The following is a 14,610-nucleotide window of genomic DNA, read 5'->3' on the forward strand; positions in this document are numbered from 1 at the left end:
GGAATATTTTGGCCGAGCAGGGGCTATTGGCGGGCAGCGATCGCCGCCGCGGCGCCGACCATGAAGCCGGCGGCGGTGCGGTTCAGCACCCTTAGCGCACGCGGCGATTTCAGGAACCAGCGCGCCTTGGCGGCCAGCGCAAGGTAGGGCACCAGCACGACGAACAGCACGACGATCGTCAGCGCGACGAGAATGCCGTAGTCGGCCAGCGTGATGGTCTTCAGGTCGACGATGGTCGGCGTGATCGCCAGGTAGAAGATCATCGTTTTCGGATTGCCGAGCGTGACGGTCAGCCCGGCGAGGAAACTCGACGCCAGTCCACCCTTGCCCTTCCGGGCTTCGACGGTTTCGGGTGTGATGCCGGCGGTCCAGAAGCGCCAGCCGAGAAATGCCAGATACGCGACGCCGGCCCATTTGATCGCCAGGAACACCATGCCGAAAGTCTGCGCGACGAAGGCGAGGCCGAGCACCACGGCGGTCAGGTAGGTGAGGTCGCCGAGCATCAGGCCAAAGGACATGGCCAGCGATGAGCGGAAGCCGGAGCCGAGCGCCCGCGCGACAAGCGCGGTGACGCCGGGACCTGGAATGGCAGCGGCTATGCCAAGGGCGGCACTGTAGGCGAGAAAGCCGGTGAGGGTCATGGCTGGTGGTCCCAGATTGGCCTGCCTTGTCGCATGGAACGGACCAGAATTGAATTCTCTGGGGACGGAATCCATTGCACCAGACATCCGAGATACGTCGCGCTGGCCCGCTCATCCGGGTGACGGGGCCTGCGCCGGCGCTGCAGGATCAGGAACGGCCGTCGCCATAGGTCACGCGCCAGATGGTGCCGTTGCCGTCTTCGGTCACGATCAGCGCGCCATCCTTGGCCACCGTCACGCCGACCGGCCGGCCCCATACCTCGCCGTTGGAGACGACGAAGCCGGTCATGAAATCCTCGTATTCACCGGTCGGCTTGCCATCCCTGAACAGCAGGCGCACGACCTTGTAGCCGGTCCGGTTGCCACGGTTCCACGAACCGTGGAGGGCGACGAAGGCATCGCCGCGGTATTCCCTGGGAAATCCCGCGTTCGCGGGCAGGTCCTTGCCGTCGTAGAAGGCGATGTTGAGCGGCGCCGAATGCGCCTGCATCAGCACATCGGGAATATCGACCTTGCCGGCAAGGTCGGGGCGCTCGCCCTTGTGGCGGGGGTCTTCGTTGTTGCCGATATAGTACCAGGGCCAGCCGTAGAAGGCGCCTTCCCTGACCGATGTGGCGTATTCGGCTGGCGTGTTGTCGCCCAGCGCATCGCGCTCGTTGACGACGCACCACAGCGCGCCGGTCGCCGGCTGGACGGTCATGCCCGAGCAGTTGCGCAGGCCGGTGGCGACGGTGCGGCCGTTCTTGCCGTCGGGGTCGAAGGCCTGCACGTCGGCGCGTCCCTCTTCGGAGCCCCAGGCGGCGCCGAGCGGCTTTGACTTGACCCATGCCTCGAGCCCGCCCCTCGGCCTCTTGCCCATGTCCCCGGCGGCGTTCGAGCCCGAGCCGACCGAGAGATAGAGCGTCTTGCCGTCAGGCGAAAAGGCGATGTCGCGCGTCCAGTGATGGTTCGATGGAATGTCGTCGACGATGGTTTCCGGGTCGGCGGATGCCTTGAGATCGCCATTGCGGTAGGCAAAGCGCACGATGCTGTCGCTGTTGGCGACATAGACCCATTGCGGATCGCTGCCCGGCGGATAGAAGGCAATGCCGTAGGGCTGGTTGAGATCGCCGGCGAAGATGCTTTTCTCGGCGGGTTTGGCGCTGCCCTCGGTCAAACGATAGACGCGGATCTGGTTGGCTTCGCTGTCGGCGACGAACAGGTCGCCATTGGGGGCTGTGCGCACCACGCGCGGATTGTCGATGCCCGACGCGATCAGCTCGGCTGAAAAGCCTTCCGGCAGTTGCGGTTTGGCGTCCGCCGGCCTTTCGGCAAGGCCAGCGCTGTTCGAGGCCGACTTGGCGACATTGGGCTTCGGCAGGTCTTCCGGCTTGATCAGGCGGCGCACCCCGGGCTTGTCGGCGCGCCAGTCGCCAAAGGCGGCCGGACCCCTCAGCACCGGCTGGTCGGCCTGCTGGGCGAATGCCGCGGTCGTGAGGAGTAGTGCGGAAAGGCCGGCCATTCGGATTCCAGCCATTCGGGTCCCAGCCATTCGGGTCCCAGCTATTCGGGCCATTGTCTTCCTCCACCTGGTCGCGAAGGAAACCAACGGCCGGTTTGTCCCTGGGTTCCGTCTTGCTTCCGGGTTCAGGTCCCGGCGGCGTAAAAATCGTCGTCGAGGCGCTTTTCCAAGGCGACGAGATCCGCCGGCAGCGGCAAGCCCATGGCGCGCATTTCGCGCAGCTTCTCGCGCAGCTGTTCCTGGATTTCGTGCTGGTCTTCCGGCTGGTTGACCATTTCCTCCAGCAGCAGGCTGATCCGGGCCTTGAACTCTTCGAGCGCCATTCTTTTTCTCCTTGGCGGCCAGGAAGCGCAGGAAGTCGCCGCTCGCAGGCCGGCTGAATATCAATACACCTAGCGCAGCATGCGCGATATCAGCTGCGCCGTGTAATCCACCATCGGCACGATGCGCGCGTAATTCAGCCGGGTCGGGCCGATGACGCCGAGCGCGCCGACGACGCGGGCATCCTTGTCGCGATAGGGCGCGACCACCAGCGACGAGCCCGACAGCGAGAACAGCTTGTTTTCGGAGCCGATGAAGATGCGCACGCCTGATCCCTGCTCGGCCAGATCAAGCAGCTGGATCAGCCCGTCCTGCGTCTCCATGTCCTCGAACAGGTGCCGCAGCAGTTCGATGTCCGCCTGCGCGGTGACGTTTTCGAGCAGATTGGCCCGGCCGCGCACGATGAGCCGCGCCGGCAGGCCGCTTTCGGCGCCCGCCCATACCGCCAGCCCCTTCTCGACGAGATCCTGCGACAGCGTGTCCAGCGCTGCCCTTGTCTCTTCCTTGATGCGGGCGATCTCGGTCCGCGCCTCGGCCAGCGTGCGGCCTCGAATATGCGCGTTGAGGAAATTCGAGGCCTCGTGCAGCTGCGAGACGGTGATGCCGGCGGGCAGCTCGACGACGCGGTTTTCGACGTCGCCATTCTGCGACACCAGCACGGCAAGTGCCTTGGTCGGCTCCAGCTGGATGAATTCGATGTGCTTCAGCGCCACCTCGTTCTTGGCGGCCAGCACCAGGCCGGCGCCGCGAGACATGCCCGACAGCATCTGGCTGGCCTCGGTCAGCATATGCTCCAGCGTCGCGCCCGAGCCCGAGGCCCGCACCTGTGCTTCGATGGTGCGGCGCTCCTCGTCGGAGAGATCGCCAAGTTCCATGAAGGCATCGACGAAGAAACGCAGGCCCGCCTGCGTCGGCAGCCGGCCGGCCGAGATATGCGGCGCATAGATCAGCCCGAGATGTTCCAGGTCGCTCATCACATTGCGGATGGTGGCCGGCGACAGTGAGGAGGGCAGGATGCGCGACAGGCTGCGCGAGCCCACGGGCTCGCCATCCCTGAGATAGGAATCGACGATGCGCCGGAAGATGTCGCGTGAGCGCATGTCGAGTGATTGAAGTGCAAGCGACTGCGAACCGGGATCGATTGCCTTGGTCATACGGCCAAAAACCTCCTTGTTCAGGATATAGACTTCGGCACGGTGGGCGCAACCCGGTGTCTGCATCAGATCGCCCGGCGTCTGTGTCAGATTGCTCGGTGCCGCGTTTGCGCTCAGCCGGCCATTTTCCTTTGCGCCCTAAGCTTGGTGAGGCTACAAGCCGGCCAAGATTCCGAAAATGACAAGAAAGAAGCCTGAATGCGCCCCTCCAAACGCCAATTCGACGAAATGCGTGCCATCTCCTTCGAGCGCGGCGTCTCCAAGCACGCCGAAGGCTCGTGCCTGGTGAAGTTCGGCGACACCCACGTCCTGTGCACGGCGAGCCTCGAGGAGAAGGTGCCGGGCTGGATGCGCAATTCCGGCAAGGGCTGGGTGACGGCCGAATATGGCATGCTGCCGCGCTCGACTGGCGAGCGCATGCGCCGCGAGGCATCCGCCGGCAAGCAGGGCGGCCGCACGCTGGAAATCCAGCGCCTCATCGGCCGTTCTCTGCGCGCCGTGGTCGACTTGCAGGCGCTGGGCGAACAGCAGATTACCGTCGACTGCGACGTCATCCAGGCCGATGGCGGCACCCGTACCGCCTCGATCACCGGCGGCTGGGTGGCGCTGTACGACTGCCTGCGCTGGATGGAAGCGCGGCAGATGACCAGCGTTTCCAAGGTGCTGAAGGACCATGTCGCGGCGATTTCCTGCGGTATCCATGACGGCCAGCCGGTCATCGACCTCGATTACATCGAGGATTCCTCGGCCGGCACCGACGCCAATTTCGTCATGACCGGCAAGGGCGGCATCGTCGAGATCCAGGGAACCGCCGAGGGCGAGCCGTTCTCCGAAGGGCAGTTCGCGGACTTGATGGGCCTGGCCAAGAAAGGCATCCAGCGCCTGGTGAGTTTGCAGCAGATGGCGGTGGCTTAGGGTCAAATGGCGGTGGCTTAGGTTTTAAATGTCGAGCTTGAACACCCCCCTCTGGCCTGCCGGCCATCTCCCCCGCAAGGGGGGAGATCGGCTGTGGTCGCGGATTTCGCCAACCACCGACGGTGCAAATTATGAACCGGCTTTGACGCTGCCAATCTCCCCCCTTGCGGGGGAGATGCCCGGCAGGGCAGAGGGGGGTGCCTCGTGACTCCCTCTGCCATTCTTGAGTCAGCGCTCTACGTCACAGACTTGCACGCAGCCGAACAATTCTATCGCGACACCCTCGGCCTTCACCTCCTCGGCAAGGTCGAAGGCCGCCACCTGTTCTTCCGTTGCGGACCCGGTGTGCTGCTCATCTTCAACGCCGAGGCAACCAAGATCCCACCCGCGCCCGATGCCAAGCTGAAAGTGCCGCCGCATGGCACGGTCGGCGAAGGCCATCTCTGCTTTGCGGCGACCGCCGTGGAAATCGCGGCCTGGAAGGCCCATCTCAAGACGAAGAACGTCGCCATCGAAAGCGAATTCGAATGGCCGCAAGGCGGCCGTTCGATCTATATACGCGACCCCTCGGGCAATTCGATCGAGTTTGCCGAGCCAAGAATCTGGGGCCTTTGATGCATTCGCCAACTGTTCACTCACTTGACGGCAAGAAGATCGTCGTTGCCAGCCACAATGCCGGCAAGCTGCGCGAGTTCGCCGACCTGATGCGGCCGTTCGGCTTCGAGGCGAAGTCGGCCAAGGACTATGGCCTGCCGGAACCCGACGAAACCGGCACCACTTTCGAGGAAAACGCCTACATCAAGGCGCTGGCCGCCGCAAAGGCGACCGGCCTGCCGGCGCTGTCGGACGATTCCGGCCTGTGCGTCGACGCGCTCGACGGCGCGCCCGGCGTCTACACCGCCAACTGGGCTGAAACCCCCGACGGCGGCAGGGATTTCGCCATGGCCATGCAGCGCACCGAAGTGGCGTTGCAGGAAGTGGGAGCCGCTTTGCCGGAGCAGCGCAAGGGCCGCTTTGTCGCCGTCATCTGCCTCGCCTTCCCCGACGGCGAGGCCGAATATTATCGCGGCGAGGCCGAAGGCACGCTGGTCTGGCCGCCGCGCGGCGAGCTCGGCTTCGGCTACGACCCGGTGTTTCTGCCGGATGGGTTCGACAAGACCTTCGGCGAGATGAGCGCCGCGGAAAAGCATGGCTGGAAGCCTGGCCAGGCGACCGCGCTGTCGCACCGCGCCCGTGCCTTCCAGAAATTCGCCCAGGCACGATTGGATCTGGCGAGATTGGGCGAGGCATGAGCATGCTGCTCGACCGGGCCCCCGGCTTCGGCGTCTACATTCATTGGCCGTTCTGCGCGGCCAAATGCCCTTATTGCGACTTCAACAGCCATGTTCGCCACCAGCCGGTCGACCAGGAGCGCTTTGCCGCCGCCTTCGAGGCGGAACTGGCGACGATGCGCCAGCGCACCGGCCCGCGTGAGGTGACAAGCATCTTTTTCGGCGGCGGCACGCCCTCGTTGATGAAGCCGGAAACCGTGGCCAGGGTTCTGGACGCCGTGGCCAGGAACTGGACCGTGCCTGACGGCATCGAGGTGACGCTGGAGGCCAATCCGTCCTCGGTCGAGGCCGAACGGTTTCGCGGCTACCGGACGGCCGGCGTCAACCGCGTCTCGCTCGGCGTGCAGGCGCTGAACGACAAGGATTTGCGCCTCCTCGGACGCCTGCACAATGTCGAGGAAGCCTTGCACGCCATCGGGCTGGCGCGGGAAATATTCCCAAGGCTCTCCTTCGATCTCATTTACGCCCGGCCCGGCCAGACGCCGGAGGCCTGGGCATCCGAGCTCGAACAGGCGATCGGCCATGCTGCCGACCATCTGTCGCTCTACCAGCTGACGATCGAGGAAGGCACGCCCTTCCACGCGCTGCACGCGGCGAAGAAATTCATCATCCCCGACAACGACCACGCCGCCGACCTCTATGCGTTGACACAGGAGATCACCACGGCGCATGGTTTGCCGGCTTATGAGATTTCCAACCACGCCCGGCCGGGCGCCGAAAGCCGCCACAATTTGACCTACTGGCGCTACGGCGAATATGTCGGTGTCGGTCCCGGCGCGCATGGCCGCTTCGTCGAGCATGGCCGCCGCACGGTGACGATCGCCGAGCGGATGCCGGAGACCTGGGCCAATCTGGTCGAGGCCAAGGGCCACGGCATCACCGGCGGCGAGATCCTGACGCGCTCGGAGGAGGCCGACGAGTTCCTGCTGATGGGGCTGAGGCTGGCCGAAGGCATCGACCTGTCGCGCTACGAGGCGTTTTCCGGCCGCGGCCTGTCGAGCGCGCGGCTGTCGGTGTTGCAGGGCGAAGGACTGGTGGCGCCGATCGGCAATACGCGGCTGCGCGCCACACCGGCCGGCATGATCGTGCTCGACGCCGTGGTGGCGGATTTGGCGCGCTAACTTTGAAAAACGTCCTCTTCGTCTGCAGCCAGAACCGCTTGCGCAGTCCCACGGCCGAACGGGTGTTTTCCAAGCGCCAGGATATCGAAGTCGCGTCGGCGGGAACCAACCACGACGTCGATACGCCGCTGACGCATGAGCTGGTCGCCTGGGCCGACATGCACCGCACCAAGCTGCAGAAGAAATTCAAGGCCAGCCTGACGAAGGCTCGGGTCATCTGCCTCGATATACCCGATAACTACGAGTTCATGGATCTGGAGTTGATCGAGCTTCTTAAGGCGCGCGTTTCACGCTATCTCGGTTGAAACCCTCACGCGCGAGGCCGCCCAAATGAACCTGACCTTCTCCTCCTGGCAATTATGGGCGCTGCTGTCCGCGGCTTTCGCGGCGCTGACGGCGATCTTCGCCAAGGTCGGCATCGAGAACATCAGTTCCGACTTCGCCACCTTCATCCGCACGGTCATCATCCTGGCCGTGCTCGGGGCGATCCTGCTGGCCAGCGGCCAGTTCCAATCTCCGGCCACGATCTCGGCAAAGACCTGGCTGTTCCTCGGCCTCTCCGGTCTGGCGACCGGGGCCTCCTGGCTCTGCTATTTCCGCGCGCTGAAGATCGGCAATGCGGCGCAGGTGGCGCCCATCGACAAGCTAAGCGTCGTGCTTGTGGCGGTGTTTGGCGCGATCTTTCTCGGCGAGCGCCTCTCCGGAGCGAACTGGCTTGGCGTCGCCCTTATCGCGGCGGGTGCTGTGCTGGTCGCCTATCGGGGGTAGCGGCACGCCATGGCGTGCGCTCTTCGTTTCAAGACGGGTGATGAAGATATCGAAGCGATTGGGCATCGTCCGGTCAGTGCTCCGTCGTGCTGTGGGGTTCGGTGTCGGAATGCCTGATGGTTGTCGGCACGGTGCTCATCGGCAAGCCGCGTGCGGGCCGCTTGGTCAGGCTGGCGTCGGTCTCGGCAGGCAGCCGCTTGTCCTTGGCCACGCAGTTGCGGCCGGCATAGTAGGGCTCGAAAGCATCCTGTATCTTAAGGCTGTCCATCATCTCCTCCCGGGGAATTAGGGACTAAATCTGCCAAACCCGGTTTCGTTCCCTACTGTGGCAAAGGAATGGCGATTGCCTTACATCGACGTGAGTTTTGCAAGCCCGCGCCAGCCATGCCAAACAAGGATTTGGCAGGCCAAACAGGGCCGAACGGAGAGTTGATCTGTGACCGGTGAGACGGGCAAGCGCAGCTATGTGGTCGGGCAGGCCGAGATCGCGGCCCGGCCGCTGGAGCCGGCGCTCTATCTGGTGGCGACGCCCATCGGCAATCTCGCCGACGTCACGCTGCGCGCGCTGGAGACGCTGGCCGCCGCCGACATCGTCGCCTGCGAGGACACGCGGGTGTCGCGCGTGCTGCTCGACCGCTACGGCATCCGCCGCCGCACCACGGCCTATCATGAGCACAATGCCGGCGAGGCCGGGCCGAAGCTGATATCGGCGCTTCAGGCCGGGCAGAGCGTGGCGCTGATTTCCGATGCCGGCACGCCACTGGTGTCCGATCCAGGCTACCGGCTGGTCGGCGAGGCGCTCGACCAGGGCATCCGCGTCGTGCCGATCCCCGGTCCGTCGGCACCGCTTGCCGCGCTGACGGCATCGGGCCTGCCGTCGGACGCCTTTTTGTTCGCGGGCTTTTTGCCGGTCAAATCAGGCCAGCGGCTGACACGGTTGGAAGCCTTGAAAGCGGTGCCGGCAACGTTGATCTTCTTTGAATCGCCGCGCCGGCTGGCTGAGTCGCTCGGCGCCATGGTTGAAGCCCTCGGCGGCGAACGCAAGGCCGCTATCGGCCGCGAATTGACCAAGACGTTCGAGGAGATGCGCACCGGCACGCTGCAAGCGCTGGCCGATTACTATGCGGCTGCCGATACGCCGAAGGGCGAGATCGTCGTCTGTATCGGCCCCGCCGAAGCCAAGGCGGACGAGCCCAAGGATATCGACCGTCTGCTGTTGTCGCTCGCCGCTGAAATGCCGGCCTCCAAGGCAGCGGCGGAGGCCGCGAAAATGACTGGCGGTCAGAAGCAGACGCTTTACCGGCGGCTGCTCGAACTCAAGGATGCCTCTGGAGAAGGCGACGGTGGCTGAGCGTCCGAGCGCCAGTCGCCAAAAAGCCTATCGGCGCGGCCATCGCGGCGAATGGCTGGCCGCAGTGGCGCTGATGCTGAAGGGCTACCGGATCCTGGCGCGCCGCCACCGCACCCGCTTCGGCGAGATCGACCTCATCGCGCGGCGCGGCGACCTCGTGCTGTTCGTCGAGGTCAAGGCGCGCCGCACGCTGATGGAGGCTATGGAGGCTATCGGCCACGAATCGGAGCGCCGCATCGAGGGGGCGGCCGACATCTGGCTGTCGCGGCAGGCGGATTATGGCAAGCTGTCGATGCGGTTTGACATGGTCGCCGTGCTGCCTTGGCGCTGGCCGGTGCATGTCGAGAACGTGTTTTATGGGAGGAGTTAGAGGGTTACTTGCCGGCGTTGCTCGCCCTTCGCGGGCTCAGGGCGTTCGTCGTTCGGAAAGCCAAGCAATTGGCTTTCCGTCCGCTACGCGGACCACTCCTCACCCCCAGATCATCAACGCCACCAGCCCGACGCCGCCGACCACCAGCCGCCACCAGCCGAACAGCGAGTAGCCGTTGCGTGAGACGTAATCGAGCAGGAAGCGCACCACGATGAGCGCCGTGACGAAGGCGGCGACGAAGCCGATGGCGATGATCGGCAGGTCGGCACTGCTCAGCACGTTGCGGTTCTTGAACAGGTCGAAGGCGAAGGCGCCGACCATGGTCGGGATGGCGAGGAAGAACGAAAATTCCGCCGCCGCCCGCTTGTCGACGCCCAAAAGCAGCGCGCCGACGATGGTCGAGCCCGAGCGCGAGGTGCCGGGGATCAGCGACAGGCACTGGAACAGGCCGATCTGCAGGTAAAGCCGGGTCGGAAACCGCTCGACGTCGCGATAGACCGGCTTGAGGTTCATGCGGTCCACCGCCAGCAGCACGATGCCGCCGATGATCAGCATGATGCAGATCAGCCTTGGCGATTCGAACAGCACCGTCTTGATGAAATCATGCGCCAGCGCGCCGATGATCGCCGCCGGCAGGAAGGCGATGAGGATGCCGATGACGAAATGCCTGGTCAGTCGGTCGTGCGGCAGTTCGAGCAGCATTTTCCAGAGGCGGCGGAAATAAACGCTGAGGATCGCCAGGATAGCGCCGAGCTGGATCAGGATCTCGAAGGCCTTGCCGGTCGAGTGGAAGCCGAGGAAATGGCCGGCGAGCAGGATATGGCCGGTCGAGGACACCGGTATGAACTCGGTCAGCCCCTCCAGCAGGCCGAGCAGCAGGGCTTCGACGAAGGTCTGGCTTTCCATGGCTACCTCGGCATTTGCGTGATGGCTGACAGAACGGCTTGCTTGTCATGGCTTGCAAGTCCCCCTATAGGTCGCAACACCCTGACGGCCCGCTAACCGGGCGGCCAAGACTTACCGGTGCGCCCTGCGATTCGCCAGTGTGGCAATCCGGAATTCGCCACAGCTGGGACGAGCGCGATGCGCGAATTCCGGATTCTGAGCCACACTGCCAACTTAAGTTCTGGTGTGGTTTGGATTTGAAGTTCCTGAACGCGGATGCCGTTGAGGGGACAGGAACTTCAAATCCGAACCACACCAGTGCGCTTTATCATCGCGGAACCATGCTGACGCTTTTCCACCATCCCATGTTCGCCACCTGCCGCTTTGTCCGCCTCGCCTTTGGCGAGTATGGCGAGGAGCTGGCGCTGATCGAGGAGAAGCCGTGGACCCGGCGCAAGGAGTTCCTGGCGCTGAACCCGGCCGGCACGCTGCCGATCCTTTTGGCCGAAGGCGACGTACCGATCGTCGGCGCAACGGTCATCTCGGAATATCTCGATGAGACGCGCGGGGTCTTGAAGCGCGACAAGCGGCTGTTCGCCGAGGATCCGATGCAGCGCGCCGAAATCCGCCGGCTGATCGACTGGTATCTCAACAAGGCCGAAAGCGAGGTCACAAGGCATCTGGTGCGCGAGCGCGTGCTGAAGCCGATCATGCCGGAAACGGCGGGCGGCGGCTCACCCGATTCAGGCGCGATCCGTGCCGCGCGCGCCAACATCCGCCAGCATATGAAATACACCAACTGGCTGGCCGGCACCCGCCATTGGCTGGCCGGCTCCAGGGTCACCTATGCCGATCTCGCCGCCGCCGCGACGCTGTCGGTGCTCGACTATCTCGGCGAGATCGACTGGCGCGAACATACTGCTGCGCGCGAGTGGTACACGCGGGTGAAGTCGCGGCCCTCCTTCCGGCCGCTTTTGACCGACCGAGTGCGCGGCCTGTCGCCGGTGTCGCATTATGCGGACCTCGACTTCTGACGCCGCGAAACTGCGCGCGCTGATCGACGCGGAGGCGCGTCGCGCCGGCTTCGACGCCGTCGCCGTCACCTCTCCCGATGCGATCCCGTTGGCACCGGCGCGGCTGGCCGAATTCGTCGCCGATGGTTTTCACGGCTCGATGGACTGGATCGCCGAGACGCTTGCGCGGCGCAGTGAGCCTTCCACGCTCTGGCCTGAAGTGCGCTCTATCATCGTGCTGGCGATGAACTACGGACCGGACCACGATCCGCGCGACCTGCTGGCCAGGCGCGACCGGGGCGCGATCTCGGTCTATGCGCAAAACCGCGACTATCACGAGGTGATGAAGGGGCGGCTGAAGGAGATCGCCGGCAAGATCGTCGCGCGCGCCGGCGGCGACGTCAAAGTCTTCGTCGACACAGCACCGGTCATGGAAAAGCCGCTGGCGGAAGCCGCGGGCCTGGGCTGGCAGGGAAAGCACACCAATCTGGTCAGCCGCGAACACGGTTCCTGGCTGTTCCTCGGCACCATCTTCACCACTGCGGAGCTTGTCCCCGACAGCGCCGAGATCGACCATTGCGGCTCTTGCCGCGCCTGCCTTGATGCGTGCCCGACCGATGCCTTCCCGGCGCCCTATAGGCTCGATGCGCGGCGCTGCATTTCCTACCTCACCATCGAGAACAAGGGGCCGATCCCGCATGAATTCCGCGAAAAGATCGGCAACCGCATCTATGGCTGCGACGATTGTCTCGCGGCCTGCCCCTGGAACAAGTTCGCCAGGGCGGCTTCCGAGGCAAAACTCGTCGCGCGCGACGATCTGCGTGAGCCGGCAATCGCCGACCTGCTCGAACTGGATGATGCAGCCTTCCGTGCCTTCTTCTCGGGCTCGCCGATAAAGCGCATCGGCCGCGACCGCTTCCTCCGCAACGTTTTGATCGCAGCCGGCAATTCCGGTGATGCCGCGCTCGCCGGCACCGTGCGCGGACTGCTGGGAGATACCTCGCCGCTGGTGCGGGGCGCGGCAATATGGGCGCTGGCGCGGCTTGTGCCTGAGACCGAATATGCCGAACGGGCCGCCATCGGCCTGGCAACCGAGAACGATGCGGCGGTGCGCGAGGAATGGCGCCTGGCGCGGCCAAACAGGGCACAGGCATGAGCGAAAAACAGGTCTTCATCTTCGGCGCCGGCTACTCGGGCAAGGCTTTTGCCCGGGCCAATCCGGGTGCCGCCACGATCGTCGGCACCACCCGCTCTGAAGAAAAATTCGAGGCGCTGCGCCAGGCCGGCATTGAACCGCTGTTGTTCGACGGCGCGCTGACCGCTGAAGTCGGCGAGGCGCTGAAGAAAACGACGCATCTGGTGGTCTCGGTCGCCCCGGACGACGCCGGCGATCCCGTGCTGAATGCCGCCCGCGCGACGATCGCTCGCATGCCGGCGCTGGAATGGATCGGCTATCTCTCCACCGTCGGCGTCTATGGCGACTATGGCGGCGCCTGGGTCGATGAAACAGCCGAATGCCGGCCGGTGTCGAAGCGCTCGGTGATGCGGGTCGCGGCGGAACAGGATTGGCTGAAGCTCGGCAGGGACATCGACCGGCCGGTGGCGATCCTGCGGCTATCCGGCATTTACGGTCCGGGCCGCAACGCTTTGGTCAATCTGGAAAACGGCACGGCAAGGCGGCTGGTCAAGCCGGACCAGGTGTTCAACCGCATCCATTGCGACGACATTGCCGGTGCGCTCTGGCAGCTCATCGGGAGCAACAAAGGCGGCATCTTCAACGTCACCGACGATGAGCCGGCGCCGCCGCAGGATGTCGTCGCCTATGCCGCGTCGCTGATGGGCGTCGAGCCGCCGCCCGAAATTCCTTTCGACACCGCCCAACTTTCGCCCATGGCGCGGTCTTTCTATGGCGAGAACAAACGGGTCGCCAACGCAGCGATCAAGGCAACGGGTTATCGCTTTCGCTTCCCGGATTACCGCACCGCCTTCGACCATATGTGGGCTGACGGCAACTGGCGCGACGGCGAGGCGCGCAGCCCGATGAAGCGCTGACTGTTGCGTGCTATGATTCGGTCTTGGGATTGCGTTGGGGATCCGGTTTCATGAACATGGCGATGCGGCTGGGCAAGAAATCACTGCTGGCGGCAGCACTTGGCTTGCTCGCTCTCGTCGCGCAGCCAGCAATGGCCGAGGAGCGGGCCAAGGACTTGTTCGGCGCCAAGAAACTGCCGGCGGCGACCGCGGCGCAGTCGATCGGCTTCTACTCCAAGGGCTGCTTTGCCGGCGGCGTCGCCATTCCAATGGACGGCCCGACCTGGGAGGTGATGCGCCCCTCGCGCAACCGCCGCTGGGGCCATCCGGCGATGATCGCGGTGATCGAAAAATTGTCGCGCGACGCTGCCGCCGATGGCTGGCCCGGCCTTTTGATCGGCGACATTTCGCAGCCGCGCGGCGGCCCGATGATGACCGGGCATGCCTCGCACCAGATCGGCCTCGACGCCGATATCTGGCTGACGCCGATGCCCAGCCGGCCGCTGTCGGCGGCGCAGCGCGAATCGATGAGCGCCACCTTGATGGTCGACGAGAAGACCCATCTGGTGAAGGACGCATTGTGGACGCCGCAGCATACGGCGCTTCTGAAACGGGCGGCGAGCTATCCGCAAGTCGAGCGCATCCTGGTCAATCCGGGCATCAAGAAAAAGCTCTGCGACACCGTCAAGGGCGACCGCGCCTGGCTGCGCAAGGTCAGGCCGTTCTGGGGCCACGACTATCATTTCCACATGCGCATCGGCTGCCAGCCGGGTTCGCCCAACTGCAAGGCGCAGGAGGCGACGCCGGATGATGACGGCTGCGGCAAGCCGTTGGCCTGGTGGTTCACGCAGGAGCCGTGGCGGCCCAACAAGAACCCCGATGCGCCGAAAGCCCGTGACGTGATGACGATGGCGAACCTGCCCGGCGAATGCCGCGCCGTGCTCGACGCGCCGGGGCCGGCCGCGGCCGCGGCCGCGACCTATCATGGCGGCGCCGTGCCTGTCGCGGTCGTCGCGCCCGAACCGGAAGCGCCGGCACAGCCCGTCACCACCGTCAGCGGCGCTGGCGATTTGCCAAGCGCTGCCAATGCGTTCGCGGCCACCCCCAGGATGGGCGCTCCAGTGCCGCGGCCACGACCACCGGCGAACTGACTGCCGCGCACAATGACAGCGTCCCTCGCCCCGTTTACGGGGAGAGGATGCCGGCAG

At 64.9% G+C, this 14,610-nt stretch carries 18 protein-coding genes; 12 read left to right on the forward strand and 6 right to left on the reverse strand.

Features of this window, described 5'->3' with window-relative positions; genetic code table 11:
* Window positions 1-23: 23 nt before the first annotated feature.
* From LB568_RS00225 to hrcA, 4 genes are all read right to left on the reverse strand, one after another.
* A complete protein-coding gene (locus tag LB568_RS00225) occupies window positions 24-641 on the reverse strand; it encodes a LysE family translocator (protein WP_013892038.1) in 618 nt (205 codons plus the stop codon).
* Between the two features lie 148 nt (window positions 642-789).
* On the reverse strand, window positions 790-2,142 hold the full coding sequence (locus LB568_RS00230) for a PQQ-dependent sugar dehydrogenase (protein WP_224728691.1): 1,353 nt from the start codon (window positions 2,140-2,142) through the stop codon (window positions 790-792).
* Between the two features lie 125 nt (window positions 2,143-2,267).
* Window positions 2,268-2,465 (reverse strand): hypothetical protein, encoded by a 198-nt coding sequence (locus LB568_RS00235; protein WP_013892036.1) that lies wholly within the window; start codon window positions 2,463-2,465, stop codon window positions 2,268-2,270.
* Window positions 2,466-2,534: 69 nt separating this feature from the next.
* On the reverse strand, window positions 2,535-3,617 hold the full coding sequence (gene hrcA, locus LB568_RS00240; RefSeq protein WP_041164512.1) for a heat-inducible transcriptional repressor HrcA: 1,083 nt from the start codon (window positions 3,615-3,617) through the stop codon (window positions 2,535-2,537).
* A 198-nt stretch (window positions 3,618-3,815) separates the two neighbouring features.
* Between hrcA and rph the strand changes: the two genes are divergently transcribed.
* The 6 genes from rph (at window position 3,816) to LB568_RS00270 (ending at window position 7,752) form a co-directional block, all read left to right on the forward strand.
* On the forward strand, window positions 3,816-4,532 hold the full coding sequence (gene rph / locus LB568_RS00245; protein WP_013892034.1) for a ribonuclease PH: 717 nt from the start codon (window positions 3,816-3,818) through the stop codon (window positions 4,530-4,532).
* A 204-nt stretch (window positions 4,533-4,736) separates the two neighbouring features.
* Complete coding sequence (locus tag LB568_RS00250) at window positions 4,737-5,147, forward strand: VOC family protein (protein ID WP_140572351.1); 411 nt, start codon at window positions 4,737-4,739, stop codon at window positions 5,145-5,147.
* Window positions 5,147-5,824: an RdgB/HAM1 family non-canonical purine NTP pyrophosphatase gene (rdgB, locus tag LB568_RS00255; RefSeq protein ID WP_013892032.1), complete on the forward strand. Its 678-nt coding sequence runs from the start codon at window positions 5,147-5,149 to the stop codon at window positions 5,822-5,824. The genes LB568_RS00250 and rdgB overlap by 1 nt, the downstream gene beginning before the upstream one ends.
* Window positions 5,821-6,984, forward strand: a complete 1,164-nt coding sequence (gene hemW, locus LB568_RS00260; protein ID WP_224728692.1) for a radical SAM family heme chaperone HemW — start codon at window positions 5,821-5,823, stop codon at window positions 6,982-6,984. The genes rdgB and hemW overlap by 4 nt, the downstream gene beginning before the upstream one ends.
* A gap of 2 nt (window positions 6,985-6,986) precedes the next feature.
* Window positions 6,987-7,289 (forward strand): low molecular weight protein tyrosine phosphatase family protein, encoded by a 303-nt coding sequence (locus LB568_RS00265; RefSeq protein ID WP_224728693.1) that lies wholly within the window; start codon window positions 6,987-6,989, stop codon window positions 7,287-7,289.
* A gap of 25 nt (window positions 7,290-7,314) precedes the next feature.
* Complete coding sequence (locus tag LB568_RS00270) at window positions 7,315-7,752, forward strand: EamA family transporter (protein WP_013892029.1); 438 nt, start codon at window positions 7,315-7,317, stop codon at window positions 7,750-7,752.
* Between the two features lie 73 nt (window positions 7,753-7,825).
* Here LB568_RS00270 and LB568_RS00275 read toward each other — a convergent pair whose 3' ends face one another.
* Window positions 7,826-8,020 carry a hypothetical protein gene (locus LB568_RS00275; protein WP_013892028.1) on the reverse strand — a complete coding sequence of 65 codons (195 nt, stop codon included), beginning with the start codon at window positions 8,018-8,020 and terminating at the stop codon, window positions 7,826-7,828.
* 168 nt (window positions 8,021-8,188) lie between these two features.
* Here LB568_RS00275 and rsmI point away from each other — a divergent pair, with 168 nt between their 5' ends.
* Both rsmI and LB568_RS00285 read left to right on the forward strand, forming a co-directional pair.
* Window positions 8,189-9,103 carry a 16S rRNA (cytidine(1402)-2'-O)-methyltransferase gene (rsmI, locus tag LB568_RS00280; RefSeq protein WP_013892027.1) on the forward strand — a complete coding sequence of 305 codons (915 nt, stop codon included), beginning with the start codon at window positions 8,189-8,191 and terminating at the stop codon, window positions 9,101-9,103.
* Entirely contained in the window at window positions 9,096-9,473 is a 378-nt protein-coding gene (locus LB568_RS00285; protein WP_013892026.1) for a YraN family protein, read from the forward strand. Before rsmI ends, LB568_RS00285 begins: the two co-directional genes overlap by 8 nt.
* 99 nt (window positions 9,474-9,572) lie before the next feature.
* Here LB568_RS00285 and LB568_RS00290 read toward each other — a convergent pair whose 3' ends face one another.
* Window positions 9,573-10,379 (reverse strand): undecaprenyl-diphosphate phosphatase, encoded by an 807-nt coding sequence (locus tag LB568_RS00290; RefSeq protein WP_013892025.1) that lies wholly within the window; start codon window positions 10,377-10,379, stop codon window positions 9,573-9,575.
* A 320-nt stretch (window positions 10,380-10,699) separates the two neighbouring features.
* On the opposite strand from LB568_RS00290, the gene LB568_RS00295 reads away from it, so the two are divergent.
* From LB568_RS00295 to mepA, 4 genes are read left to right on the forward strand one after another with little or no spacing between them, the layout of a single operon-like run.
* Window positions 10,700-11,392 (forward strand): glutathione S-transferase family protein, encoded by a 693-nt coding sequence (locus tag LB568_RS00295; RefSeq protein WP_013892024.1) that lies wholly within the window; start codon window positions 10,700-10,702, stop codon window positions 11,390-11,392.
* Window positions 11,373-12,527 (forward strand): tRNA epoxyqueuosine(34) reductase QueG, encoded by a 1,155-nt coding sequence (queG, locus tag LB568_RS00300; RefSeq protein WP_224728694.1) that lies wholly within the window; start codon window positions 11,373-11,375, stop codon window positions 12,525-12,527. The genes LB568_RS00295 and queG overlap by 20 nt, the downstream gene beginning before the upstream one ends.
* Window positions 12,524-13,423 carry an SDR family oxidoreductase gene (locus tag LB568_RS00305; RefSeq protein WP_224728695.1) on the forward strand — a complete coding sequence of 300 codons (900 nt, stop codon included), beginning with the start codon at window positions 12,524-12,526 and terminating at the stop codon, window positions 13,421-13,423. Before queG ends, LB568_RS00305 begins: the two co-directional genes overlap by 4 nt.
* 50 nt (window positions 13,424-13,473) lie before the next feature.
* Window positions 13,474-14,553, forward strand: a complete 1,080-nt coding sequence (gene mepA, locus LB568_RS00310) for a penicillin-insensitive murein endopeptidase (protein WP_224728696.1) — start codon at window positions 13,474-13,476, stop codon at window positions 14,551-14,553.
* Window positions 14,554-14,610: the final 57 nt, after the last annotated feature.

The organism is Mesorhizobium sp. B263B2A (genome assembly GCF_020165775.1).
Classification (GTDB): Bacteria; Pseudomonadota; Alphaproteobacteria; order Rhizobiales; family Rhizobiaceae; genus Mesorhizobium; species Mesorhizobium opportunistum.